Here is a 24346-nt window from a genome sequence, read left to right as displayed (position 1 = left end):
ACTTCACGACCATGAGCAACACAAACCCCCTCCTGGACGTCTCCGGGCTGACCAAGCACTTCCCGATCAAGGGCGGCTTCCCGATCCGGCGGACCATCGGCGCGGTGCAGGCAGTGGACGGCCTCGACTTCCAGGTCGCCGAGGGTGAGAGCCTGGGTCTGGTCGGCGAGTCGGGCTGCGGCAAGTCGACCACGGGCCGGCTCATCACCCGGCTTCTGGAGCCGACCGGCGGCAAGGTCGTCTACCGCGGCCAGGACATCACGCACGCCAACCGCAGGCAGCTCGCGCCAGTGCGTTCCGAGATCCAGATGATCTTCCAGGACCCCTACGCCTCGCTGAACCCGCGCCAGACGGTCGGCAAGATCATCTCCGGCCCGATGGAGATCAACGGCATCAACCCGGCCGGCGGCCGCGAGAACCGCGTCCGTGAGCTGCTGGACATCGTCGGCCTCAACCCCGAGCACTACAACCGCTTCCCGCACGAGTTCTCGGGCGGCCAGCGCCAGCGCATCGGCGTGGCCCGCGCGCTCGCCCTCGAGCCGAAGCTGATCGTCGCGGACGAGCCGGTCTCGGCCCTGGACGTCTCCATCCAGGCGCAGGTCGTGAACCTGCTGCAGAAGGTCCAGAAGGAACTGGGCATCGCGTTCGTCTTCATCGCCCACGACCTGGCGATCGTCCGGCACTTCTCGCATCGCGTCGCGGTCATGTACCTCGGTAAGATCGTCGAGATCGCCGACCGCGAAGACCTGTACGGCAACCCGCGCCACCCCTACACGCGGGCCCTGCTCTCCGCCGTGCCCGAGGCCACGGTGGACGAGACCCCGCGCGAGCGCATCCGCCTCGTCGGTGACGTGCCCTCCCCGATCAACCCGCCCTCCGGCTGCCGCTTCCGCACCCGCTGCTGGAAGGCGACGGAGAAGTGCGCCACGGAGGCCCCGCCGCTGGTCCAGGTCGACGGCAACAAGCCCGGCCACCTGACCGCCTGCCACTACCCGGAGACGGCGGACATGATTCCCGCGCAGCGCCTCTCCAAGGACCCCGAGACGGCGGCCTGACACACCCCTTTCCGTCAGCCGTCGCCTGCGGAACGGACTTTCACCGGCCCATTGACCCGAGCCCATGAACGTCCTGTTCCAGGGGACGAAGGCCCGTGCCTCCCCAGGCGCGGGCCTTCGCTGTACCGCCAACTCCCCTGGGCCGACAGGGCGTTGCCCCGAGTTCGGAACCTGACAAGAAGACGGCGGATCCCGCCGTACGGTTCACTCACGTATGACAAACTGCCGCGGTGGTCGATCATTCGTTCGCCGATCTTTCGCTTGCCGCCCTGTACGACAACCTCAACCCCTGGGGGCCGGCTGACGACTTCTATCTCGGCCTGGTGAAGGCCGCGGAGTCCGTGCTCGACGTCGGCTGCGGCACAGGGCAGTTGCTCAGGCGGGCACACGAGGACGGCCACCCCGGCCGGCTGATGGGCCTCGATCCGGCCGCCGCCATGCTCGTACAGGCACGACGGAACGCCCCTGCCGTGGAATGGGTGCTCGGGGATCTGCGGACGCGGCTGTGGGACGGCGAGTTCGAACTGGTCGTGATGACCGGGCATGCCTTCCAAGTGCTGCTGCACGACGAGGAGTTGCGTCTCTGTCTGCGCGCCGTGCGGTCGGCCCTGGCGGACGGCGGGCGGTTCGTCTTCGAGATCCGCAACCCGGCCGTCCGCGCCTGGGAGACGTGGACGCCGGACCGGGTGCGTGAGGTCACGGGCGCCGACGGCACGGCCGTACGCGTGTGGCACGAGGTCCAGGGCGGTCCCGTCGCGGGCCGGGTGACGTTCACCGAGACCTACGAGGGCGACGGCTGGGCCCGGCCCCGGGTCAGCCGGGCCACACTCCGCTTCCTGGACCCCGGCTCCCTCTCCGGCTTCCTCGCGGAGGCCGGACTCGAGGTCGTCGAACAGTACGGCGACTGGGAACGGGGGCCGGTGACCCCCGCGAGCCCGGAGATCATCACCGTGGCGGAGCGGATGGCTTAGGTCCTGTCGTCGAATCCCCGTCGTCCGGCCGGAGGGCCGGCCCTGCGGCGTCATGGGGGTCCCCCTGCTCGGGCGAAGCCGAGAGCGCGGGGGAGCGTGCTCTCGGCGTGCCGGGCACAGGCCCTCGTACTGGATGTACTGGGGGCTGCGCCCGGTGCGGCGAGTGGGGGTCCCCCCTGCTCGAAGAGCTTGGGGGAGCGTGCATGGCGTCGCAGGGCAGGCGGGAATATGACGACAGGGCCCAGCGGTCCTGTCAGCTGTCGCCCTCCTCCAACGCCGCCAGTGCCGGGTCCAGCACGATGTCCTCGTCCCGGGCCTCGATGGTCGGCTCCTCCGGGAAGTGGCACGCCGTCAGGTGGCCGGTCAGGTTGCCGGAGATCTGGACCAGCGGGGGCTCCTCGGCCGCGCACTTGTCCTGGGCCTTCCAGCAGCGGGTGCGGAAGCGGCAGCCGGACGGCGGGGAGATGGGGGACGGGACGTCGCCGGCCAGTCGGATGCGCTCGCGCCCGGCCGAGTCGCTTTCGGTGAGGTTCACCTCGGGCACCGCGGACAGCAGCGCGTGGGTGTAGGGGTGACGGGGACGGGTGTAGATGGAGTCGCGGTCGCCCACTTCGATGATCTTGCCGAGGTACATCACCGCCACACGCTGCGAGAAGTGGCGGACCACCGCGAGGTCATGGGCGATGAACAGGAACGCGATGCCCAGTTCCTGCTGGACCTCCTGGAGGAGGTTCACCACCTGCGCCTGAATGGAGACGTCCAGCGCCGAGACCGGCTCGTCCGCCACGATCAGCTTCGGTTCGAGTGCCAACGCGCGGGCCACGCCGATGCGCTGGCGCTGACCGCCGGAGAACTCGTGCGGGAAGCGGTTGTAGTGCTCGGGGTTGAGGCCCACGATCTCCAGGAGCTCACGAACGCGCTTCTCCCGGCCGCCCTCCGGCGCGATCCCGTTGACCTCCATCGGGTTGGAGATGATCCTGCCGACCGTCTGGCGCGGGTTCAGCGAGGAGTAGGGGTCCTGGAAGATCATCTGTATCTCGGAGCGGATGGGCGCCAACTGCGCCCGCGAGGCGTGGCTGATGTCCTTGCCCCGGTACGCGATCCTCCCGCTCGTCGGCTCCAGGAGCCGGGTGATCAGCCGGCCCGTCGTCGACTTGCCGCAGCCCGACTCGCCCACCAGGCCGAAGCTCTCGCCGACCCGCACGGTCAGATCGATGCCGTCGACGGCCTGGACATGGCCGACCGTACGCCGGATCGGAAAACCGCCCTTGACCGGGAAGTGCTTGGTCAGCCCGGAGACTTCAAGGAGCGCTTCTCCCTCCACGCCGCCGGCCGACTCGCGCGGAGCGGGGAGGACGAGGTCCTCTTTCATGCCGTGTCCTCCTGGCCCTAGCCCAGAGCGGGCTTGATCTCGTCGATGAAGATGGTCCGCTTCTGCTCGCCCGTCAGATGACAGGCGGAGGCCCGGTCGGGCGCCAGCAGCGGGCGTTCGTTGACACAGCGTCCGGCGCCCTGCACCCGGTCCTGGAAGGTGCAGCGCGGGTGGAAGCGGCAGCCGGACGGCGGGGTGAGCAGCGAGGGCGGGGTGCCCGGGATGGGCGACAGCGGGGCCGCCAGGTCGGAGTCCAGTCGCGGCATCGAGTTCAGCAGACCCCAGGTGTACGGGTGCTGGGGCGAGCGCAGCACCTCGTCGACGGTGCCGCGCTCCACCGCGCTGCCCGCGTACATCACCATGATGTCGTCGGCCATGTCGGCGATCACGCCGAGGTCGTGGGTGATGAAGACGATCCCGGAGCCGAACTCCTGCTGGAGATCCTTGAGGAGGTCGAGGATCTGGGCCTGGACCGTCACGTCCAGGGCCGTGGTCGGCTCGTCGGCGATCAGCAGGTCGGGGTCGCACACCAGCGCCATGGCGATCATCGCGCGCTGGCGCATACCGCCGGAGAACTGGTGCGGGTAGTCCTTCGCCCGCTCCTTCGGATTCGGGATGCCCACCTTGCCGAGCATCTCGACCGCGCGGTCCCAGGCGGCCCGCTTGGAGGCACCGTTGTGCTTCATGAACGGCTCGGCGATCTGGCGGCCCACCGTGTAGTACGGGGACAGCGCGGTCAGCGGGTCCTGGAAGATCATGGCGACCTTGTTGCCGCGCAGTTTCTCCAGCTCCGACTCCCGCGCGGTGGTCAACTCCTGCCCGTCCAGCAGGATTTCGCCCTCGACGGTGGTGAACATGGGGTTGTGCAGGCCCAGGATGGTCAGGTTCGTCACCGACTTCCCCGAGCCAGACTCCCCCACGATGCCCAGGGTCTTGCCGCGTTCCAGGTCGAAGGAGAGTCCGTCCACGGCCCGTACGATGCCGTCCTCGGTCTTGAAGCTGACGTGCAGGTCCCGCACGGACAACAGGGGACCCGCACCGGCCGGGACGGGAGCGCCGGCCTCCTTGGTCAGAGTGGTCACGAAAGTGCTCCTAAACGGCCTAGGCCAGCCGCACGCGCGGGTCGATGTAGGCGTAGCAGGCGTCGACGATGATGTTGAAGAGAAGGATCATGGTCGCGGAGAACAGCATCACGCCGAGCAGCAGCGGCAGGTCACTGAAGAAGACGGACAGCACCGCCAGTTGGCCGAGACCCGGCAGGCTGAAGGTGTACTCGGTGATGATGGCGCCGCCGAGCAGGGATCCCAGGTCGATGCCGAAGATGGTGACGATGGGGATCAGCGAGCCGCGCCAGGCGTAGCGGAAGAAGACGTACCGCCGGGACATGCCCTTGGCGCGGGCGGTGCGTACGTGTTCCTCCTGGAGCTGTTCGATCATCGACGAGCGCGCCATACGGGTGTACTGCGCGGCGAAGATCGTGGAGAGAACCACCCAGGGGATGATCAGGCCCGTGAACCAGGTGATCGGGTCGGCGGTGAAGTTGTTGTAGGCGGGTTTGTCGAACCAGTGGGTCTGGTAGACGAGGATCGCCAGGGCGAGCGGGCCGAGGAAGTAGATCTGCATCGAACTGAGCACCATCGCCCCGGCCGTGGCCGCCTTGTCGATGAGCGTGCCGCGCCGCCAGGCGGCGAGCAGGCCGCTGCCGAGACCGACGAGCAGGAAGCAGAACGCCGCGCCGAGAGTGAGCGAGACGGTGGTGGGCAGCCGGTCCATCAGCGTGGCCCACACCGGTTCGTTGGTGTGGTACGAGTACCCGAAGCAGGGCGCGGGGCAGGGGCCCTGGGCGAACTGGTTGCTGCCCATCACCAGGTTGTGCAGGAAGATCCAGTACTGCTCGGGTATCGACTTGTCGAGGCCGAGCACATGATGGATGTTCGCGAGGCTGGCCGGGTTACAGGTCTTGCCGCACATCAGCAGCGCCGGGTCGCGCGGCATCCCGAAGAACAGCAAGAACGTGACGATGCTCAGCAGGAAGAGAATGACGATGGCACCGAGGATCCGGCGGACGAGGAAGCGCAGCATGACAGGGGCAGCTCTCTGACGTCGGCGGGCCGGACGGTACCCGGTGCTCCCCCTCACTGAGGTGATGCACCGGGTACCGGGCGGGGACGGTTACTTGATGTAGAGGCGACGCGGGTCGATGCCGCCGATCACGTCGTCGTAGACAAGGCCGCCGACCTTGGAACCGGCGATCTGGGTCTGCTTGTAGTACGCCGTCGGAACGACGTTGACGACGTCCTTGACGAGGTACTGGTCGAGCTTCTCCCACTCGGCCGCGGACTTCACCGGGTCGGTGATCTGGTTGATGCGGTCGATCTCGCTGTTTACCTTGGGGTCGTTGACCTGCGAGTAGTTCTGCGCGCCGTCGGCGATCACGCGGCCGTCGTACAGCGGCGGGAGCACGGTAGAGGCGGACGGCCAGTCGGCACCCCACGCGGTGTGGAAGATGTCGTAGTTGTTGTTCAGCTTGGAGACCTGGTCGTAGTACGTCTCGGCCGGGATCTCCTGGCGCTGGACGTTGAAGCCGGCCTTCTTCAGGCCCGCGGCCATGGCGGTGGAGTACTGCTGGCCCTCGGGGGTGTTGATGTAGCCGAAGGTCAGCTTCATGTTGAGCTTGCCGGCCTTCTTCAGCAGCTCGCGGGCCTTGTCCGGGTCACCGGCGGGCTTCTTCTTCTTGCCCCACGGGTCGAAGGCCGCGTCGTAGCCGCTGACGGTCGGGGAGATCAGGCCGCCGGCGACCTCCATGGCGTCGGTGCCGCCGTAGGCACGGACGAAGGGGGTGATCGGCAGGGCGTAGGCGATCGCCTCGCGGATCGTCTTGTCCTTCAGCGCCGGGTGGCTCATGTTGATGTTCATCTGGCCCACGTACGGCTGGTAGCCGGAGACCGTGCGGGCCTTCATCTTCGGGTCCTTGAGGACGTTGGACAGGTTGCCCGCGTCCACCTGGTTGTTGAAGCTGAGGCCGGTCTGGTCGGCACCGCTGTCGGCGAGGAGCGCCTTGGTGGAGGTCTCGAACTGCTGGTTGAAGGTGATGTTGAACTGGTCCACGTACTGGTGGCGGATCGGGTCCGTCTTCGGGTCCCAGTTGGTGTTCTTGACCAGGACCATGGACTTGCCGGACTTGAAGGACTGGATCTTGTACGGGCCGGTGACCACCGGTGCCTTGTCGTACTTCTCCTTGGTGTCGCCCTTCTCGGAGACCGCCGCGTAGCCCGCCATGGCCAGCGCGTACGGCAGGTCGGGGTGGGGCGTCTTGAAGTGGAAGACGATCGTCTTGTCGTCCGGCGTCTCGAGGACGCTGCTGGGCAGGTGCTTGCCCTTGTACGGGCCGTCCTTGAGGAGCTTGCGGTAGGCGGCGCCCGGGGAGTCGGCGAGCCACTGCTGGAGGTAGGTCGGGCCCTGGTTGATGAACGGCGCGAAGAGCCGCTCGATGGTGTGCCGGATGTCCTTGGAGGTGATCGGGGAGCCGTCCTGGAACTTGATGCCGTCCTTCAGCGTGTACTTCCAGGTCTTGCCGCCGTCCGTGGTGGTACCGGAGTCGGTGGCGAGGTCACCGACGACCTCGTGCTTCGAGCCGTCGTTGCTGGTCGCTTTGTAGCCGGTGAGGCCTCTGTGGAGCAGCGTGGCCAGGGAGCCCTCGTCGGACACATAGATCTGGCCCGGGTCGAGGTGTGCGTAGCTGTCGCGCTGCAGTACTTCCATGGTGCCGCCGGGCTTGGCGCCGGGTACGTCGGCCGCCGGGCCGGTGGAGTCCGCCGTGCCGCCGAACTTGATCGACGCCTGCTGGCGCTTGGCGTTCTCCTGGTCCTTCTTGTCGTTGCCACCGCTGTCGCTGCCGCCCTTGCTGCAACCGGTGAGCACAAGAGCTCCGGCCGCGAGCACGGAGAGTGCGCCGTAGACGTGGCGTCCGCCCCTACTCATCACTCAGTTTCCCACCCATCTTGTGTGTCACCGGTGCCCCGTCTGCCACCAGTGCGGAAGAACTGCCGTGGAGAAGATGTGCAAGTGCCCGGTCAGCGAGCGGTCTTGGGGTCGAAGGCGTCCCTGACCGAATCCCCGAGCAGGTTGAACGCGACGATGAAGATGATCATCGAGATGCCGGGGAAGAACATGTAGGTGATGTCGTTCTGCATCACCAGTTCGGTGGACGCCTTGGAGAACATCTGCCCCCAATCGGGCGTCGGTTCGACGATGCCCACGCCCAGGAAGGAGAGACCGGCCTCGGCGGTCACAAAGCTGGGCAGCAGATACGTCGACTGCACCAGGAGCGGTGTGACGACGTTAGGCAGGATCTCCTTGCGGATGATCCGCCAGGGCGAGGCCCCGCTCACCTTGGCCGCTTCGATGAACTCCCGTTCACGCAGGGCGAGTGAGGTGCCACGCAGAATACGGGCCAGGCTCATCCAGCCGAGGAACCACTGGACGAGGATGAGCGCGACCACGCGCACGTACGTCGGTGTCTCGTCGCGCGGGCTGACGAACAGTGAGACCACGACGGGCATGCTGGCGATGAAGAACAGCTGCGCCGGGAAGGCGAGCAGGAAGTCGATGACCCGGCCGATGAAGAAGTCGGTCCTGCCGCCGAGATAGCCGGCCGCGACGCCCAGCACGATGCCGGTCAGCACGACCGCGATCGTGACGGCGACCGAGATCATCAGCGAGGTGCGGATGCCGTAGATGAGCTTGGTGAAGACGTCGTAGCCGTTGCCGGGTTCGAGGCCGAACCAGAACTCGCTGCTGATGCCGCCGTTGGGCTGCACGGGCACACCCGCGCTGTCGAAGAGTTCGGGGCGTTCGTCCGCGTACACCGTGTACGGATCCTTGCCGTACAGCTTGGCGATCAGCGGCGCGAGCAGCCCGACCAGGAAGAAGAAACCCACGACGTAGGCCGAGATCACGCCCGTACGATCGCGCTTGAAGCGGATCCACATCAGCTGGCCGGGGGACCGGCCTTCGAGTTTGGCGGCTTCGGGCTGCGCCTGCGGCCCCGGGTCGCCACCGACGGCCACCGTTGTCCCGCCGCCCTCAATGTCGATAGGACTTGTCACTGTTCGTCCGTTTCACAAGTGTGGGTGTGAGAGGCGTCCAGGTACTCCGAGCCACGCGAATCCGCAGTGGGACGCGCGTAGTTGAGCGGCCGCACTGAGCGGTCGCGGGATTCTCAGACCTGGTCGCCGGACGAACGGCCGGAATGACCACGCATGGGGGTTCCTCCTCATGACATCACGTGTTCACCAACGGGAGGGGGTAACCGTCCTCGTCCTCCGACACCCCTGACGGAGGGTCAGACACCCCCTGGTGCTCGTGAGTCGGCGCTGTCCCCACAGCGCGAGACCCATTGACCCGAGCGCTACGCGGCTAACTATCTGCCATGGGCCGACCACCGACCACCGTTCTTAAATCTCAATTCAGTCACAGCTCACGCGTAGACCTTCCAAAATCTGGACAAACTGTTCGACCGAAGAAGGGCGCGAAACGGACGTGTTACATGGGTATCGGGCAGCGATCTCCGCAATACGGACATCAGCCACCAGAAAACGGGTTGCAAAAAGCCCGGGTGTCCCCATCATGGGGACACCCGGGCCGGGCTGAGGGTCCGTTGTGCGTCAGCCGTGCTTGGCGCGGCTCGCGGCGCGTGCGCGCTCGCGGGCGTCCAGGTTCACCTTGCGGATGCGGACCGCCTCCGGGGTGACCTCGACGCACTCGTCGTCGCGGCAGAACTCCAGCGACTGCTCCAGCGACAGCTTCCGCGGCGGCACGATCGACTCGGCCACGTCGGCCGTCGAGGACCGCATGTTGGTGAGCTTCTTCTCCTTGGTGATGTTGACGTCCATGTCGTCGGAACGGGAGTTCTCGCCGACGATCATGCCCTCGTACACCTCGGTGCCCGGCTCGACGAAGAGCACACCGCGCTCCTGCAGGTTCGTCATCGCGAAGGCGGTGACGGCACCGGCGCGGTCGGCGACCAGGGAGCCGTTGTTACGGGTCTGCAGGGCGCCGAACCAGGGCTCGAAGCCCTCGTGGATGGAGTGGCCGATGCCCGTGCCGCGGGTCTGGGTCAGGAACTCGGTACGGAAGCCGATCAGACCGCGGGAGGGGACCACGAACTCCATGCGCACCCAGCCGGAGCCGTGGTTGGACATGTTGTCCATACGGCCCTTGCGGACGCCCATGAGCTGCGTGACCGCACCCATGTGCTCCTCGGGCACGTCGATCGTCATGCGCTCGACCGGCTCATAGACCTTGCCGTCGACGTCCTTGGTGACGACCTGGGGCTTGCCGACGGTGAGCTCGTAGCCCTCCCGGCGCATGGTCTCGACCAGGATGGCGAGCGCCAGCTCACCACGGCCCTGGACCTCCCAGGCGTCCGGACGCTCGGTCTCCAGGACACGGAGGGAGACGTTACCGATCAGCTCGCGGTCGAGGCGGTCCTTGACCTGGCGGGCGGTGACCTTGCGGTCCTTGACGGCCGCCTTCGCGTCGGCGCCCTTGCCGGTGCCGCCGCGGCCGACCAGCGGGGAGGTGTTGGTGCCGATGGTCATGGAGATCGCGGGCTCGTCGACCGTGATCAGCGGGAGCGGGACCGGGTTCTCGGGGTCCGCGAGAGTCTCGCCGATCATGATGTCCGGGATACCGGCGACGGCGCAGATGTCACCCGGGCCGGCCTTCTCGGCGGGCTTGCGGGTGAGGGCCTCGGTCATCATCAGCTCGCTGATGCGCACGTTGCTGATCGAGCCGTCGCGCTTGATCCAGGCCACGGTCTGGCCCTTGCGCAGCTCGCCCTGCTCGACGCGGAGCAGCGCGATACGGCCGAGGAAGTTGTCGGCGTCCAGGTTGGTGACGTGGGCCTGGAGCGGCGCTTCCTCGTCGTAGGTCGGGGCCGGGATGTGCTCCAGGATCGTGGAGAAGAACGGCTCCAGGCTGGTGGAGTCGGCCGGCACCGTACCGTTGTCCGGCTTGGTCAGCGAGGCGATGCCGTCACGGCCGCACGCGTACACGATCGGGAACTCGATCTGCTCCTCGTCCGCGTCCAGGTCGAGGAAGAGGTCGTAGGTCTCGTTGACGACCTCGTCGATGCGGGAGTCCGGGCGGTCCGTCTTGTTGATGCACAGGATGACGGGCAGCCGCTGCTGGAGGGCCTTGCGCAGCACGAAGCGGGTCTGCGGCAGCGGACCCTCGGAGGCGTCGACGAGCAGCACGACACCGTCGACCATCGACAGACCGCGCTCGACCTCGCCGCCGAAGTCGGCGTGGCCGGGGGTGTCGATGATGTTGATGGTGATCGGCTCGCCGCCGTCCTTGGGGTGGTACTTCACCGCCGTGTTCTTGGCGAGGATCGTGATGCCCTTCTCACGCTCCAGGTCGTTCGAGTCCATGACTCGGTCGTCGACCTGCTCGAGCTGGTGGGCGGCGAAGGCACCGGCCTGCTTCAGCATGCCGTCGACGATGGTCGTCTTGCCGTGGTCGACGTGGGCGACGATGGCGACGTTGCGGATGTCGTGGCGCGTGGCCATATTGCGACGTACTCCCGGAGTGTGAGGAAGGCCCTCTGTGTACGTCCGTGTGACGCGGGCCCTGCCGGGCTTGACATGCCACGGCCTCACCCCATGTTACGTGGCCCAGCGGGAGGCGGCTTCCGCAGGGCCGCACAGGGCCTACTTCGCCGACGGGCTCGGGGATGCCTTCGCACCCTTCTTCAGGAAGCCCATGTCCTCGTAGATCGGTGTCTGGAAACCGAAGGCACCCGCGTTGACCAGGCCCTTCCTGGCTCCGATGAGCTGGGGACGCTGATAGAGGGGCAGCGAGCCGGCCGCCGCCCAGATGCGGGAGTCGGCCTTGCGGATCAGGTCCTTGGCCTCGTCCTCGTCGAGGGTGGCGGCGGCCTCGTCGAAGAGCTGGTCGATCTGGTCGGTGCCGACGCGGGTGTAGTTCTGCTCGACGCTCAGGGAGCCGTCGGCGGCCGGGACCGGCTTGGCGTAGACGGGGCGGGCGTCGGTGGCGGGGTAGGCGGAGGACGGCCAGGAGTAGAGGGCCAGGTCGTACTGGCCCGAGGCGATGTGGTCCCTGAAGTAGCTCTCGTCCGAGACCCTGGTGATCTCCGTGCGGATGCCGACCTTCTCCAGCATCTGCGTGATCCGGTCGGCGACCGAGCGCAGGCCGTCCGAGCCGGGACCCGAGGGGATCACGAAGCGGAGGGTGAGCGCCTTGCCGTCCTTGGCCAGCGTCCCGGCGGCGGCTCCGGCCGGGGCTGCGGTGCCCTTGGGGGCGTACGCACCGGGTGCGCCGCCCTGCTGCAGATGCCGGTCCGTGTACTGCCTGCCGTCCTGTGCGAGGTGTCTGCCGCCTTCGTCACCGGTCGGCTCGCGGTGTTTGTTCTTGTGGTCCCTGGGGTCCTTGTCGTCCTCGCCGACGATGTACACGCCGTCGTCGCCGCCGTTGGACTGGTCGGCGGGGTTGCCCTTCGGTCCGGCCGCCTTCTCGGACTTCTTCTGCTCCTTGACCGGCCCGCCGAGCACCCATCCGGCCTTGGCGAGCAGCGCCTGCGCCTCCTTGGTGTCCTGGCCGCCCAGGGCGCCGCTGCTGTCGGCGTAGTCGGTCTGCCCGGCGAGGGCCAGGTGGCTGCCGACGGGGACGGCGGGCAGGCCGAGCGGCGTCAGGACGATCTTGGCGAGCGCCGTGCGGTCCAGGGAGCGGGCGACGGCACGGCGGACCCGCTCGTCGGCAAGGGGTCCCCCGGAGCCGTTGAGGGCGAGCTGGGTGTAGGCCGGTTCCAGCGACTTGCGCACCTCGACGCCACGCAGCTGGTCCTGCTCGCGGCGGTACGTCGTGATGGCTTCGCTCACCTTCTCCCGGCTGCCCTTGACCTGCTCGGGGTCGAGGCCGTGGGCGAGAGCCCAGGAGCGCAGCTTCTTGGCGGAGATGCGCCCGGCGCCCTGCAGGGGCGTGCCGGTGCCCCCGTCGCGGCCGGCGATGGTGATGCGCTCGACCTCGGCGGGGTCGATCTCGGCCAGGTCCACGGTGCCGTCGGCCAGCGCGGCGGCCCGCTTGTCGCGGGGCACGGCGTGCAGCACGATCTCGGACAGCTTGGTGGGGCGACCCCACCAGCGCGGACTGCGGGTGAGGACGACGTCCTTCTTGGCGGTGTCGACCTTGGCGACCTTGAACGGCCCGGCGCTGATCTGCAGCTTGCGGCGCGCCCCGTCGTTGAAGGCGTCCGGGGTACCCATGACGTCCTTCGGGTACAGCGGGGAGAACAGTGACTTCCAGTCGGCGTAGGGGCGGCTGAAGGTGACCCGGACCTCCAGGTCGTTGGCGCCGCGTTCGATCTTGGCGATGCGGTCGTAGCCGGCGTTGTGGGCGGTCCAGTAGGCGGCGTCCTTGCCGGACAGCGCGCGCCACTGGGCGGCGAAGTCGGCCGCGCCGATCTCCCGGCCGTCGCTCCAGACGGCCTGCTGGTTGAGCTTGTACAGGACGACCTGGCGCGGCTCGGTCTCGATGACCTTGGCGGACTCCAGATAGTCCGGGTTGCGGACCGGGCGCCCGTTCTGGTCGGTACGGAACATCGAGGGCAGGACGGCCTGCGCGACCCGGGTGGTGCCCCCGTCGGCGTCGGCCTGGAAGGTGTTCAGGGTCTCCGGGACGGCGTCCACCGCCCAGCGCAGGGTGCCGCCCTCGGCGACCAGGTTCCGGGCGGCGGGTGCGATGTCCTGCCCGGCCAGCGGACGGCCCGCCTCGTCGTCCCCGGAGCTGCAGCCGACGAGGAGGGTTACCGCGAGCGCGCCGGCGGTGAGGAAGGCGACCGAGCGCATGACCGCGCGCAGTGCGACGCCGTCGTGGGACATCTGCTACCTCCGGGGAGCCCGGTGACACGGGTGTGGTCTGTTCACATTTGGCGGTATTTTGGTGCTGATCAGATGTACGGACCCCACTGAAGAGGAAAGGGTTCGCCTGTCGGGGGCGACACGGCGGCGGGGGCTCGTAAGCCCACCCGTGCGGCGCAACACGCGCTCCCGGCGCATACAGAGCGCGCATGCGGGCGTGCGGTGGAGGCGCGCAATCCGCCAATCGCTGCACATGCCTTCACATCTGCAGGTGTGACGCGCAACACTCGCAGGCGCATGAACGTTGCCACCTAGGACCACGAGGTCCGCGGGAAGTGAGGTCACGTCATGTCCGTGCACGACGACCTGACGTCAGTCCAGCGTTGTCTCGACGACCTGTTCCGGTCCGTCGGACGCCTGGAGCAACAGCTCGGGAGCGGCGGACTGGAGATGCGCCGCGTCCGCGCCGACGCCGATCACCTGCGCGAGAGCGTGGCACTGCTGCGCGAGGCCGCCCCCGGCCTCGGCCAGCCGCGTCGCCCCGATCTCGTGACCATCTCCGACACGCCGTACGACATCAGCCTGTGGACGGACTCGGACGACGAGGGTCTCGGCGCCCGCGACCGGCACGCCCCCTAGGAGCGCTGCCCGCAGGCCGCCCAGGGCGTGCCCGCAGGCACTCCCACAACCCGAACCCGACCGGAGTCATGAGTTGGCCACTGGTACGGAACCCCATATGAACAGCGGCGGCGTACACACCGATACGCGCGCCGCGATCGCCGCCCCGCATCTGCGGACCGACCGCTGGTGGCTGGCCCCGGCCGTCACCGCGGCCGGTCTGTTCGCCTTTGTCGTCTACTCGACCTGGCGAGCCTTCGCCAATGCGCGCTACTACGCGGCGCCGTACGTCTCACCCTTCTACTCGCCGTGCCTGGCGGAGAACTGCCGGACCATGCACGCGGGCCCGAACGCCGATCTGTTCGGCAGCTGGTGGGCGATCTCCCCGGCGATCATCATCCTGATCTTTCCGCTGGGCTTCCGCCTGACCTGCTACTACTACCGCAAGGCCTACTACCGCAGCTTCTGGGCCTCCCCGCCGGCCTGCGCGGTGGCCGAGCCGCACAAGAAGTACACCGGTGAGACCCGCTTCCCGCTGATCCTGCAGAACATCCACCGGTACTTCTTCTACGCCGCCCTCCTGGTCGCCGGAGTGCTCACCTACGACACGGTGCTGTCCTTCCGCGACGAGCACTACCGCTGGGGCCACATGGGCCTGGGCACCCTGGTCTTCCTGGTCAACATCGCCCTGATCTGGGCGTACACCATCTCCTGCCACTCCTGTCGGCACATCGTCGGCGGGAAGCTCAAGCACTTCTCGAAGCATCCCGTGCGCTACAAGGCGTGGCAGTTCGTCGGGCGGCTGAACGCCCGCCACATGCTGCTGGCCTGGGCGTCGCTGGTGAGCGTGGCGCTCGCCGACTTCTACGTCTATCTGATCGCGTCCGGTGTCTTCGACGATCCGCGCTTCTTCTAGATTGGGTGGGGCCTTCTGATGTCCGTGGTCGACCGGCAGGAGTGGGACGTCGTCGTGGTCGGTGCCGGCGGTGCCGGGCTGCGCGCCGCGATCGAGGCCCGGGAGCGGGGCGCCCGTACGGCGGTGATCTGCAAGTCGCTGTTCGGCAAGGCGCACACAGTGATGGCCGAGGGCGGCATCGCCGCGGCGATGGCCAACGTCAACGTGCACGACAACTGGCAGGTCCACTTCCGCGACACCATGCGCGGCGGAAAGTTCCTCAACCAGTGGCGGATGGCCGAGCTGCATGCGCAGGAGGCCCCGGACCGGGTGTGGGAGCTGGAGACCTGGGGCGCGCTGTTCGACCGCACGAAGGACGGGAAGATCTCCCAGCGCAACTTCGGCGGCCACGAGTACCCGCGCCTCGCGCACGTCGGCGACCGCACGGGCCTGGAGCTGATCCGCACCCTCCAGCAGAAGATCGTCTCCCTCCAGCAGGAGGACCATCGCGAGACGGGCGACTACGAGTCGCGGCTGAAGGTCTTCCAGGAGTGCACGGTCACCCGGGTCCTCAAGGACGACGCATCCATCAGCGGCTCCGCCGCCGGGCGCGTGTCCGGGGTCTTCGCGTACGAGCGGGAATCCGGCCGTTTCTTCGTCCTCGAAGCGCCCGCCGTGGTGATCGCGACGGGCGGCATCGGCAAGTCCTTCAAGGTCACGTCGAACTCGTGGGAGTACACGGGCGACGGGCACGCCCTCGCGCTGCTCGCCGGGGCGCCGCTGCTGAACATGGAGTTCGTGCAGTTCCACCCGACGGGCATGGTCTGGCCCCCGTCGGTGAAGGGCATCCTCGTCACGGAGTCCGTGCGCGGCGACGGCGGGGTGCTCAGGAACTCCGAGGGCAAGCGGTTCATGTTCGACTACATCCCGGACGTCTTCAAGGAGAAGTACGCGGAGTCCGAGGAGGAGGGCGACCGCTGGTACGACGACCCGGACAACAACCGGCGTCCCCCTGAGCTGCTCCCCCGCGACGAGGTGGCCCGTGCCATCAACTCCGAGGTGAAGGCGGGCCGCGGCTCCCCGCACGGCGGGGTCTTCCTCGACGTGTCGACGCGTATGCCCGCCGAGGTCATCCGGCGCCGGCTGCCGTCGATGTACCACCAGTTCAAGGAGCTGGCCGACGTCGACATCACGGCGGAGGCGATGGAGGTCGGGCCGACCTGCCACTACGTGATGGGCGGCATCGCGGTCGAGTCCGACACGGCGGCGGCGCGCGGGGTGCCCGGTCTGTTCGCGGCCGGCGAGGTCGCGGGCGGTATGCACGGCTCCAACCGGCTCGGCGGCAACTCGCTGTCCGACCTGCTGGTGTTCGGGCGCCGGGCGGGCTGGCACGCGGCCGAGTACGTGGCGGGGCTCGCGGACGGACGGCCCCCGGTGGACGACGTCCAGGTCGACGCGGCGGCCGCGGAGGCGCTGCGCCCGTTCTCGGCGGAGGGACCGGTACCGGGCGAGGAGCCCGAACGGGGCCGCCCGCCGGAGAACCCGTACACCCTCCACCAGGAACTCCAGCAGACCATGAACGACCTCGTCGGCATCATCCGCCGCGAGGGCGAGATGGCCCAGGCCCTGGAGAAACTCGCGGACCTGCGGGTACGGGCCCGCCGGGCCGGTGTCGAGGGTCACCGCCAGTTCAACCCGGGCTGGCACCTCTCCCTCGATCTGCGCAACATGCTGCTGGTCAGCGAGTGCGTGGCGCGGGCCGCCCTGGAGCGCACGGAGTCGCGCGGCGGGCACACCCGCGAGGACCACCCGACGATGGACCGCAGGTGGCGCCGTATCAACCTGCTGTGCGGGCTCGCAGACCCGACCGGCGGCCTGGCCGCGACCGACCCGGTCCAGGGCCAGATCGAGCTCACCCGCGAGACCACCGAACCCATCCGCCCGGACCTGCTCGCCCTCTTCGAGAAGGAGGAGCTGGTCAAGTACCTCGCCGAAGAGGAGCTCTACGAGTGAGCAGCTACGAGGCCCGCTTCAAGGTGTGGCGGGGCGACGTCGAGGGCGGCGGCCTGGAGGACTTCGAGGTCGAGGTCAACGACGGCGAGGTGGTGCTCGACATCATCCACCGCCTCCAGGCCACCCAGGCGCCGGACCTGGCCGTGCGCTGGAACTGCAAGGCGGGCAAGTGCGGTTCGTGCTCCGCGGAGATCAACGGGCGGCCGCGGCTGATGTGCATGACGCGCATGTCGGTCTTCACCCGCGAGGAGACGATCACGGTCGCTCCCCTGCGCGCCTTCCCGGTGATCCGCGACCTGGTGACGGACGTCGGCTTCAACTACGAGAAGGCCAGGGAGGTTCCGTCGTTCGTGCCGCCGGCCGGCGTCGGTCCGGGCGAGTACCGGATGATGCAGGAGGACGTGGACCGGTCACAGGAGTTCCGCAAGTGCATCGAGTGCTTCCTGTGCCAGAACACCTGCCATGTGGTGCGCGACCACGAGGAGAACAAGAAGGCGTTCGCCGGGCCGCGCTTCCTGATGCGGGTGGCCGAACTGGACATGCACCCGCTGGACGCGGCGGCCGAGACCGGCCTGGACCGCAAGAGCACGGCCCAGGACGAACACGGCCTCGGCTACTGCAACATCACCAAGTGCTGCACGGAGGTGTGTCCCGAGGGGATCAAGATCACGGACAATGCGCTGATCCCCTTGAAGGAACGGGCCGTCGACCGGAAGTACGACCCGCTGGTGTGGCTGGGGTCGAAGATCAGGAGGCGGACTTCGTAGGGGGCAGTCGCGGTGTACGGCCGGGGCGCTGGGCCAGTACCTGAATGCCCAGGCTCCCCATGAACATGAACCAGCCGATGAGCGGGATCACATCCATTTTCTCGGGGAACACGCCCAGGAACATCCACAGGGACATCCCGACCGCCCCGAGCAGCTGGCTGTACCCCCACAGCTTCGGCCGCAGGATGCGGCGCCGACCGAACGGCACCACCCAGCCGGTCGTGATGCCTGCGATGCCGAACACCGCCATCAGCGTCACGACCAGCGCTGCCGCGACGACCAAGTACATGTGCATGACGGTCATGGTGCCACCAGAGCCAGCGCCTGGACCACGTTGTACTCCGCGATACCGCGTATGGATTCCGTATCGGGGAAGTCCCCGTCGAGCAGGCGCAGCGGGCCCGCGACGAGGTTCAGGTGCATGGCCAGCCGGTAAAGGCGCAGGCGGGCCTCGTCGAGACCGGGGGCGCGGAGGACGTCGTACGCGGGGCCGAAGCGGAGCCGCAGGAACACGTGCTCCCACTCGGCGTCGAAGTACATCAGGCCCTCGATGTCGATGAGCACCGGGTTCCCGCCGGCGTCCACCAGGACGTGGTCCGGGCCGAGTTCGCCGTGGATCAGGCAGTGACGGGCGCGCGGGCGGACCTCGGCGGCCAGGGAGCGCACGGAGTCCTCCAGCGCCTGGCGGGCGGCGGCGATCCGCGGGTCGCGTACGGCGGCCTCGGCGATGTCGCCCAGCGCGCGGTCGGTGACGAGCCGCTCGCAGGAACCGCCGTGCGAGGAGCCGCCGTTGTCGACGAGGTTCACCTTGCCGAAGCCGGCCGCCGTGCAGTCGCCCATGGCCGCCAGCGCCCCGGCCAGCCGCTCCAGGACCGGGCGGGCCGCCTCCGGGTCGCGCCGGAGCGCCTCCTCCAGGCTGCCGCCCCGGATGTCCTCGACGACGGCCGCGTCCGCCTCCGGGTCGGTGTGCAGCAGGCGGGGAGTACGGACGCCGAGGGCTGACAGACGGGCGTGCGACGCGGTGAACAGGTCGAGGGCGGAGGCGTGCGAGAACGGGTCGCGGGGGTCGCCGTCCGGCTGGTCCCAGTAGTCCTCGTCCGGGGACCAGACGTAGGCGACCACCGTCGTGGCGTCGTCGAAGGCGAGACGGTAAGCACCCTTCCTGGAGCCGCCGCGCAGCCGGGTGACGGCCACGAGGGTACGGTCCGGGCCTACGGCGGCCCGGGCGAGCGGGGCGAGTGCGGTAACGGTCGGTTGCTGTCGTGCGCGGGTCACCGCACCCAGTCTTCCTTGTAGGCGCTCCAGTCGGCCTCCGTGGCCGCGAAGTCCACGTACAGGGCGACGCCGAAGCGCGAGCGGTCCGCGTCCGTACGGGACAGGCCCAGACGTACGCCGCGTACGGCGGCCGGGACCGTCTCGGCGTGCGCCCAGTGGCCGAAGCGGTTCTCGTGGTAGAAGGGCAGGCCCATAAGGAGGTCGGTGGAGGCCGGGGTGACCTCGAGGGCGAGACTGGTCTGCTCGGCGACATAGCCGCCGTACAGGCTCTGCAGCGGCTGCATGGTGTCGTACGACATGACGGCGATCTGGTCGACGCGGCGGGCCACCTGGCCGAAGTACGCCTGCGACCACCACTTGGGGTGGCCGGTGGTCGTGCCCCAGAAGGAGTGGAAGGCGGGCAGCGGGTCGATCTGGTGGGCGGCGACCGAGAGCAGGGCGTTGTTGTCGCGGGTGACGCGGCGCAGGTCGTCCAGGAGGGACAGGTAGTCGCGGTCGCCGGAGTGGAGGGGCTCCAGGTCGAAGTGGGCGCCCTCGAAGCCGGTGGCGAGGATCTGCCGGGTGGAGCGGACGACGGCCGCGCGGGTGCCGGCTCGCTCCAGGCGCAGGCCGTCCGGGGACTCACTGGCCAGCTTGTCGCCGAGCCAGGCCTGGACGCGTACGCCGGGAAGCTCCCGGTGCACGGCGGCGATCAGCCAACGGGCCTTCGGATGGTCGGACTCGGGAAGGGTCCCGTCGTGCTCCAGGGGACCCGAGTGGACGTACAGATCCCGGATGCCGGTGTCGCGCAGCCGGCGGGCGAGGGCCTCGACGTCGGCGTCGCCCTTGCGCCCGTCGACCCAGGCGTGGCCCAGCCAGATGGCGTCCTTGTTCCTGGTGTACGTGCCGTCGGCCGGGTCACCGGCGTAGTTCACGCGCAGGGCGGTCTCGACGGCGAGAAGGGGCACGAGGACGGCGAGGACCACCCCGAGCACGGCTCGCCGTGCCCACGTGACCCACCCCCGACGCCGGACGCGGGGACCGGCCCCCGTACCGGCGTCCTGGCCTTCCGCCGTCGGCACCTCGCCTTCCGCGGGCCGTATCGGTGCCGTGTCCATCCCGTACCCCCTGTCCGTCGTCCCCCACGCGCATCCACAGCGGTCGCGGAGGCGCTTACCTGCCCATACGCTCCGAAATGTGACGTCATCCTCGATCCGTGGCCGGCCCAGGCATGCCAAGTCGCACATAGCCGTGCGGGTGGCGCACGCCCTGCTGGGGTGTGTGGTCGGGGTCGTGTGGCTGGTGTTGCCGGGGATGACGATCAGAGCCGAAGAGCCGGTTCCCGTGGCCGGGGTGACCGCCGCCGCGGAGCAGGGCGGCACCTCTCCCGCCGACCTGGTCCTGCCGCTCGTCGTCGTGGCCGCGGCGGTGGTGCTGGCGGCGTACGGGTACCTGCGCCGCACCCGGCGGGCCCGCAGCCGTACGACGCCCGGCCTGGTGTCCGCGCACCCGCCCGAGCCGTCGACCCGCGACTTCGAGCGGCAGGCACGGGCCTCGCTGGTCGCGGCGGACGACAGCGTGCGCACGAGCCGGGAGGAACTGGGCTTTGCCGAGGCGCGGTTCGGGCCGGAGGCGGTGGATGCGGTGGAGCCCTTCGCGGCGGCCCTGCGGGCGGCGGAGACCGAGCTGGCGGCCGCGTTCGCGATACGGCGGCGGTACGAGCAGGGGGTTCCGGAGGACCAGACCGCCCGGCGGCAGGCGCTGGTCGGGATCGTGGGGCGGTGCGCGGAGGCCGGACGGCGGCTGGACACGGAGGCGGCCGGGTTCGATCAACTGCGGTCACTGGAAGGGGGGATGGATGAGGCGCTGGGGGTCGCGGAGGGTCGGTTCCGGGCACTGGCCGGACGGACGAAGGGCGCCGGTGCCGTGCCGGCCGAGCTGGGCGAGCGATATGCGCCCTCGGCCGCCGCGCCCGTCACCGGGTACGTCGAACAGGCCAAGGACCGCCTCGTGTTCGCCACGACCCACCTCAACCGGGCCCGTCAGCTGGCCGATTCCGGGGAGGGCGAGCGCGCCGCCCGTGAACTGCGCGCGGCCGAGGGGGCCGTGGCCCAGGCGGAGATCCTCGTGTCCGGAGTGGAGCGGCTGGCCGCGGAGCTGGCGGAGGCGGCGGGGCTGGTGCCGGCCGTGCTGACCGGCGGGGAGGCGGAGGTCGCCGAGGCGCGCAGGCGGCCCCCGCTCCTTCCCGAGGGTGAGCTCCGGGCCCGCCTGGCCCACGCCGACGCGGCCCTGGCCGCCGTACGGGAGGAGCTGATCCGCGGCCCGTACGACCCGCTGGACGCCCTGCGGCGGATCACGCGGGCCGTCGGACTGCTCGGGGTGGGACGCGCCGGTGTCGTGCCCGTGGCCGGCCTGCTGGCCGCCCGCAGTGCCACGTCCGCCGCGGGGGACTTCATCGCCACGCACCGCGCCGCGGTGGGCGCCGAGGCCCGCACGCGCCTGGCGGAGGCGGAGCGGCTGCTCGCCGCGGAGGCCGGCGAGTACGCCGTCGCCGACGGCCTCGCCCGGGAGGCCCGTGAGCTGGCGGAGCGGGACGTACGGGCACACGGCAACCCGTACGACGGCGCCGCCGACCGAGCGAGCGGGCTGGCCGGGGCGGTCCTCGGCGGCATCCTGCTCGGCGAGGAACCCGACGGAGGGCCGCCGGCGAGCTTCGGCGGCCCGGACACGCGTGACCGGCGCAGGCTCCCGCGGGAGTAGGGCCTGTTGGGACTGCCGGTTGGGACTTTCGCGGGCCCCGGCCGCCGCCCGTCCTCAGAACAGGCTCAGCAACGCCTCCGCGGGGTCCGTCAGGGTGTTCTCGCCGTCGGGCAGCGGGAGTTCGAACCAGACCGTCTTGCCACGAGGTGTGCGCCGGGACCCCCAGGCGGCGCTCAGCAGACCGACGAGCTGGAGGCCGCGGCCGCCCTCGTCGGTGTCGCGGGCACGTCGGCGGCGGGGCTGGACCAGGCCGGAGTCCCAGACCTCGCAGACCAGGGTGCGGTCCAGCAGGAGCCTGAGTCTGATCTCGCCCTCGCCGTACCGCAGCGCGTTGGTCACCAGCTCGCTGACCAGCAGCTCCGTGGTGTCGACCAGGGGCCCCAGATCCCAGCTGACGAGCTGGCCGCGGGCGTACTCACGGGCGCGGCCCACGCTGCGCGGCTCGCGCGGCAGTGCCCAGTCGCCGACCGAGTCGGCCGGCAGCCCCTGGACGCGGGCCATCAGCAGGGCGATGTCGTCCTCGCCGTGGTGGGTGTCGAGGGTGTTGAGGACGTGGTCGCAGACGTCCTCCAGCGGGCTGGTCGGGTCCGTGAGCGCGCCCACGAAGGCCTGGAGGCCCTCGTCGAGGGGGTGGTCCCGGGATTCGACCAGTCCGTCGGTGTAGAGGGCGAGCAGCGCGCCCTCGGGGAGTTCGACCTCCACTTCCTCGAACGGCTCGCCGCCCACGCCGAGCGGCATGCCCGGCGGCACGTCCAGCATCAGCGCCGCCTCGCCCGGCTCCACGAGCACCGGCGGCAGATGGCCCGCGTTGGCGAACGTGCAGCGTCTGGTCACCGAGTCGTACACCGCGTACACGCAGGTCGCCAGATAGACCTCGGAGAGGTCCGCGTCCCGGGGCTGGCGGGCCGCGCGGGTCGCCTGCTGGACGCCGCCGGGGGTGCCGAGGCCGCGGGCGATCTCGTCCAACGCCGAGAGGACCTCTGCAGGTTCCAGGTCGAGCAGCGCCAGCGTGCGGACGGCCGTGCGGAGTTCGCCCATCGCCACCGCCGCGCGCAGTCCGCGGCCCATGACGTCGCCCACCACCAACGCGGTGCGATGACCGGGGAGTTCGATCACGTCGAACCAGTCGCCGCCGACCTCGGTCGCCGCATTGCCGGGCAGGTAGCGGCAGGCGATCTCCAGGCCGGACGCCTCGGGGTCGCCCGGGGGCAGCAGGGACCGTTGCAGTATCAGCGCGCGTTCGTGCTCGCGGCGGTACAGGCGGGCGTTGTCGATACAGACGGCGGCCCGCGCGGCCAGTTCCACGGCGAGGTCCCGGTCACGGTCGCCGAACGGCTCGCTGCCCTTCGTCCGGGAGAACTGGGCGAGCCCCACGACCGTGTCGTGGGCGACCATCGGGACGGCCAGCGTGGACTGGACGAGCCCGCCCTCCTCGGCGGGGACGTTCTGTGGGCGGGCGGTGCGCAGGGCGTCCGCGCAGGGCGAGTTGAAGGGGAAGTGGTGGACCGCGCCGACCGCGACCGGTGAGCCGCCGCCGACGAACGGCGCGTCCGAGACCGCGCTGGCGAAGGCGACCCGGCGCAGTTCCGCGCTGCCGTCGGCCAGGCCTGGCGGGGTCTCGTCGCCGGCCAGGAGACCCTGATAGAGGTCGACGGTGGCGAGGTCGCAGAAGCCGGGCACGACGACGTCGAGGAGTTCGCGGGCCGTCGTCTCCAGGTCCAGCGAGTTGCCTATGCGGGCGCCCGCCTCGTTGAGAAGGGCGAGATTTCGCCGTGCGGCCGCCGCCTCGCGGGCCGCCGCACGACGAGCCGTGATGTCGGTGCCCAGCCAGGCGATGCCGATGGGCCGGCCGCTGCCGCTGTGCACGCGATAGAGGTTGATGGACCAGTGCCGGCGCTCCTCGGAACCGGGCACGAAGCCCGTGACGTGCATGTCCGTGATGGAGTTCCCGCTCTCCAGGACCCGGCGCAGGGTGGCGGCGACCCGCTCGGCCTCGCCCCGCGGCAGGTAGTCGTGAACTCCCTTGCCCCGGTGGTCGTCCGGCGTACCGCCGAAGATCGAGGCGAACCGCATGTTGGCGCGGCGGACCCGCAGGTCGGTGTCGATCAGCAGGAAGCCAAAGGGAGATTGACCGAAAATGGCCTGCGAGGCGGCGAGGTCGGTTTCGATGCTGCGCAGAGTGCGGACGTCGACCACGATGCACACGGCGGCCCGGTCGCCCTCGGCGGTCCGGGTCGGCATGACATAGACCTCGGCGAGGCCTTCCTCCCCGCGCTCGCCGTCCACCGTGTCGGGCAGCCGGAAAGGGACCACCCCGGTCCACTCCCGCCCGTCGAGGATCTCGGCCATCTTGCGCTGGCCCCGCGCGCGCAGATCGGGGTCGATGAAGGCCTCGATGGGGTCCATGCCGACGGCACGCTCGGCGGTGATGCCGAAGAGCTGCTCGGCTCGCAGGCTCCACTGGTCGACGAGCCCGCCGGGTCCGATGGAGAAGGACGCGACCTTGATGTAGTCGTACATGGAGCCGGGCGGACTGACCTGCCACATGGCGTCCCCGGGAGCCGCGGCAGAATCCACGCCCCCCGCCCTTGCGCCGTCCGACGGGTCCTCGGACTCCGTGGCCTTCGCTGGTATCTCGCTCACGCGAACCGTCCCCTCCAGCTCACCGCGTCCGGCACCGGTCACCGGAGGCGGCTGCCCGCAGTATCCAGCACTACGGCGCCGCACGACACGGTGTTCACGATCACAGGTCGGTCCAAG

At 69.6% G+C, this 24346-nt stretch carries 18 protein-coding genes; 7 read left to right on the top strand and 11 right to left on the bottom strand.

What is annotated here, in order from left to right:
- The first annotated feature begins 11 nt into the window (after nucleotides 1-11).
- Nucleotides 12-1055, top strand: a complete 1044-nt coding sequence (locus tag Q8A52_RS01960) for an ABC transporter ATP-binding protein (RefSeq protein WP_316748062.1) — start codon at nucleotides 12-14, stop codon at nucleotides 1053-1055.
- Between the two features lie 230 nt (nucleotides 1056-1285).
- Nucleotides 1286-2026, top strand: a complete 741-nt coding sequence (locus tag Q8A52_RS01955; protein WP_316748060.1) for a class I SAM-dependent methyltransferase — start codon at nucleotides 1286-1288, stop codon at nucleotides 2024-2026.
- Between the two features lie 253 nt (nucleotides 2027-2279).
- Here Q8A52_RS01955 and Q8A52_RS01950 read toward each other — a convergent pair whose 3' ends face one another.
- The 7 genes from Q8A52_RS01950 to Q8A52_RS01920 all read right to left on the bottom strand — a co-directional run bounded on the left by Q8A52_RS01950 (nucleotide 2280) and on the right by Q8A52_RS01920 (nucleotide 13300).
- Nucleotides 2280-3398, bottom strand: a complete 1119-nt coding sequence (locus Q8A52_RS01950; protein ID WP_316748058.1) for an ABC transporter ATP-binding protein — start codon at nucleotides 3396-3398, stop codon at nucleotides 2280-2282.
- A gap of 17 nt (nucleotides 3399-3415) precedes the next feature.
- Nucleotides 3416-4480: an ABC transporter ATP-binding protein gene (locus tag Q8A52_RS01945; RefSeq protein WP_316748057.1), complete on the bottom strand. Its 1065-nt coding sequence runs from the start codon at nucleotides 4478-4480 to the stop codon at nucleotides 3416-3418.
- Between the two features lie 19 nt (nucleotides 4481-4499).
- On the bottom strand, nucleotides 4500-5480 hold the full coding sequence (locus Q8A52_RS01940; RefSeq protein WP_316748055.1) for an ABC transporter permease: 981 nt from the start codon (nucleotides 5478-5480) through the stop codon (nucleotides 4500-4502).
- Between the two features lie 90 nt (nucleotides 5481-5570).
- A complete protein-coding gene (locus Q8A52_RS01935) occupies nucleotides 5571-7379 on the bottom strand; it encodes an ABC transporter substrate-binding protein (protein WP_316748053.1) in 1809 nt (602 codons plus the stop codon).
- Nucleotides 7380-7471: 92 nt separating this feature from the next.
- Nucleotides 7472-8506: an ABC transporter permease gene (locus Q8A52_RS01930; protein WP_316748051.1), complete on the bottom strand. Its 1035-nt coding sequence runs from the start codon at nucleotides 8504-8506 to the stop codon at nucleotides 7472-7474.
- A 558-nt stretch (nucleotides 8507-9064) separates the two neighbouring features.
- Nucleotides 9065-10972, bottom strand: coding sequence for a translational GTPase TypA (gene typA / locus Q8A52_RS01925; protein WP_316748049.1), 1908 nt, complete (start codon nucleotides 10970-10972; stop codon nucleotides 9065-9067).
- 141 nt (nucleotides 10973-11113) lie between these two features.
- The gene (locus Q8A52_RS01920; RefSeq protein ID WP_316748047.1) at nucleotides 11114-13300 is read right to left on the bottom strand and encodes an ABC transporter family substrate-binding protein; all 2187 of its coding nucleotides are present in this window, start codon (nucleotides 13298-13300) and stop codon (nucleotides 11114-11116) included.
- 327 nt (nucleotides 13301-13627) lie between these two features.
- Here Q8A52_RS01920 and Q8A52_RS01915 point away from each other — a divergent pair, with 327 nt between their 5' ends.
- From Q8A52_RS01915 to Q8A52_RS01900, 4 genes are all read left to right on the top strand, one after another.
- Nucleotides 13628-13918, top strand: coding sequence for a hypothetical protein (locus Q8A52_RS01915; protein WP_316748045.1), 291 nt, complete (start codon nucleotides 13628-13630; stop codon nucleotides 13916-13918).
- 73 nt (nucleotides 13919-13991) lie between these two features.
- A complete protein-coding gene (locus Q8A52_RS01910; RefSeq protein ID WP_316748043.1) occupies nucleotides 13992-14813 on the top strand; it encodes a hypothetical protein in 822 nt (273 codons plus the stop codon).
- A gap of 18 nt (nucleotides 14814-14831) precedes the next feature.
- Nucleotides 14832-16805: a fumarate reductase/succinate dehydrogenase flavoprotein subunit gene (locus Q8A52_RS01905; protein WP_316748041.1), complete on the top strand. Its 1974-nt coding sequence runs from the start codon at nucleotides 14832-14834 to the stop codon at nucleotides 16803-16805.
- Nucleotides 16802-17572, top strand: coding sequence for a succinate dehydrogenase/fumarate reductase iron-sulfur subunit (locus tag Q8A52_RS01900; protein ID WP_316748039.1), 771 nt, complete (start codon nucleotides 16802-16804; stop codon nucleotides 17570-17572). Before Q8A52_RS01905 ends, Q8A52_RS01900 begins: the two co-directional genes overlap by 4 nt.
- Here the strand turns inward: Q8A52_RS01900 and Q8A52_RS01895 are convergent.
- Genes Q8A52_RS01895 through Q8A52_RS01885 form a run of 3 tightly spaced genes read right to left on the bottom strand, consistent with a single transcriptional unit; the run spans nucleotide 17553 to nucleotide 19944 of the window.
- A complete protein-coding gene (locus tag Q8A52_RS01895) occupies nucleotides 17553-17867 on the bottom strand; it encodes a hypothetical protein (RefSeq protein WP_316748037.1) in 315 nt (104 codons plus the stop codon). The genes Q8A52_RS01900 and Q8A52_RS01895 overlap by 20 nt on opposite strands.
- A gap of 5 nt (nucleotides 17868-17872) precedes the next feature.
- Nucleotides 17873-18847, bottom strand: coding sequence for a phosphotransferase (locus Q8A52_RS01890; RefSeq protein ID WP_316748035.1), 975 nt, complete (start codon nucleotides 18845-18847; stop codon nucleotides 17873-17875).
- A complete protein-coding gene (locus tag Q8A52_RS01885; protein WP_316748033.1) occupies nucleotides 18844-19944 on the bottom strand; it encodes a glycoside hydrolase family 18 protein in 1101 nt (366 codons plus the stop codon). Before Q8A52_RS01885 ends, Q8A52_RS01890 begins: the two co-directional genes overlap by 4 nt.
- 196 nt (nucleotides 19945-20140) lie before the next feature.
- On the opposite strand from Q8A52_RS01885, the gene Q8A52_RS01880 reads away from it, so the two are divergent.
- Nucleotides 20141-21586 carry a hypothetical protein gene (locus tag Q8A52_RS01880; RefSeq protein WP_408649167.1) on the top strand — a complete coding sequence of 482 codons (1446 nt, stop codon included), beginning with the start codon at nucleotides 20141-20143 and terminating at the stop codon, nucleotides 21584-21586.
- Between the two features lie 54 nt (nucleotides 21587-21640).
- Here Q8A52_RS01880 and Q8A52_RS01875 read toward each other — a convergent pair whose 3' ends face one another.
- Nucleotides 21641-24229, bottom strand: coding sequence for a SpoIIE family protein phosphatase (locus tag Q8A52_RS01875; RefSeq protein ID WP_316748029.1), 2589 nt, complete (start codon nucleotides 24227-24229; stop codon nucleotides 21641-21643).
- Nucleotides 24230-24346: the final 117 nt, after the last annotated feature.

Origin of the sequence: Streptomyces herbicida (genome assembly GCF_032656585.1) — a bacterium.
Classification (GTDB): domain Bacteria; phylum Actinomycetota; class Actinomycetes; order Streptomycetales; family Streptomycetaceae; genus Streptomyces; species Streptomyces herbicida.
This window is presented reverse-complemented; position numbering and strand designations above follow the sequence as displayed.

Excerpts from the sequence above, each read along its gene's own strand:
- Q8A52_RS01895 (WP_316748037.1), bottom strand. The coding sequence starts at position 17,867 with ATGCACATGTACTTGGTCGTCGCGGCAGCGCTGGTCGTGACGCTGATG.
- Q8A52_RS01880 (WP_408649167.1), top strand. The coding sequence starts at position 20,141 with ATGACGATCAGAGCCGAAGAGCCGGTTCCCGTGGCCGGGGTGACCGCC.
- Q8A52_RS01935 (WP_316748053.1), bottom strand. The coding sequence starts at position 7,379 with ATGAGTAGGGGCGGACGCCACGTCTACGGCGCACTCTCCGTGCTCGCG.
- Q8A52_RS01885 (WP_316748033.1), bottom strand. The coding sequence starts at position 19,944 with ATGGACACGGCACCGATACGGCCCGCGGAAGGCGAGGTGCCGACGGCG.
- Q8A52_RS01960 (WP_316748062.1), top strand. The coding sequence starts at position 12 with ATGAGCAACACAAACCCCCTCCTGGACGTCTCCGGGCTGACCAAGCAC.
- Q8A52_RS01905 (WP_316748041.1), top strand. The coding sequence starts at position 14,832 with ATGTCCGTGGTCGACCGGCAGGAGTGGGACGTCGTCGTGGTCGGTGCC.
- Q8A52_RS01920 (WP_316748047.1), bottom strand. The coding sequence starts at position 13,300 with ATGTCCCACGACGGCGTCGCACTGCGCGCGGTCATGCGCTCGGTCGCC.
- Q8A52_RS01950 (WP_316748058.1), bottom strand. The coding sequence starts at position 3,398 with ATGAAAGAGGACCTCGTCCTCCCCGCTCCGCGCGAGTCGGCCGGCGGC.
- Q8A52_RS01915 (WP_316748045.1), top strand. The coding sequence starts at position 13,628 with ATGTCCGTGCACGACGACCTGACGTCAGTCCAGCGTTGTCTCGACGAC.
- Q8A52_RS01940 (WP_316748055.1), bottom strand. The coding sequence starts at position 5,480 with ATGCTGCGCTTCCTCGTCCGCCGGATCCTCGGTGCCATCGTCATTCTC.
- typA (WP_316748049.1), bottom strand. The coding sequence starts at position 10,972 with ATGGCCACGCGCCACGACATCCGCAACGTCGCCATCGTCGCCCACGTC.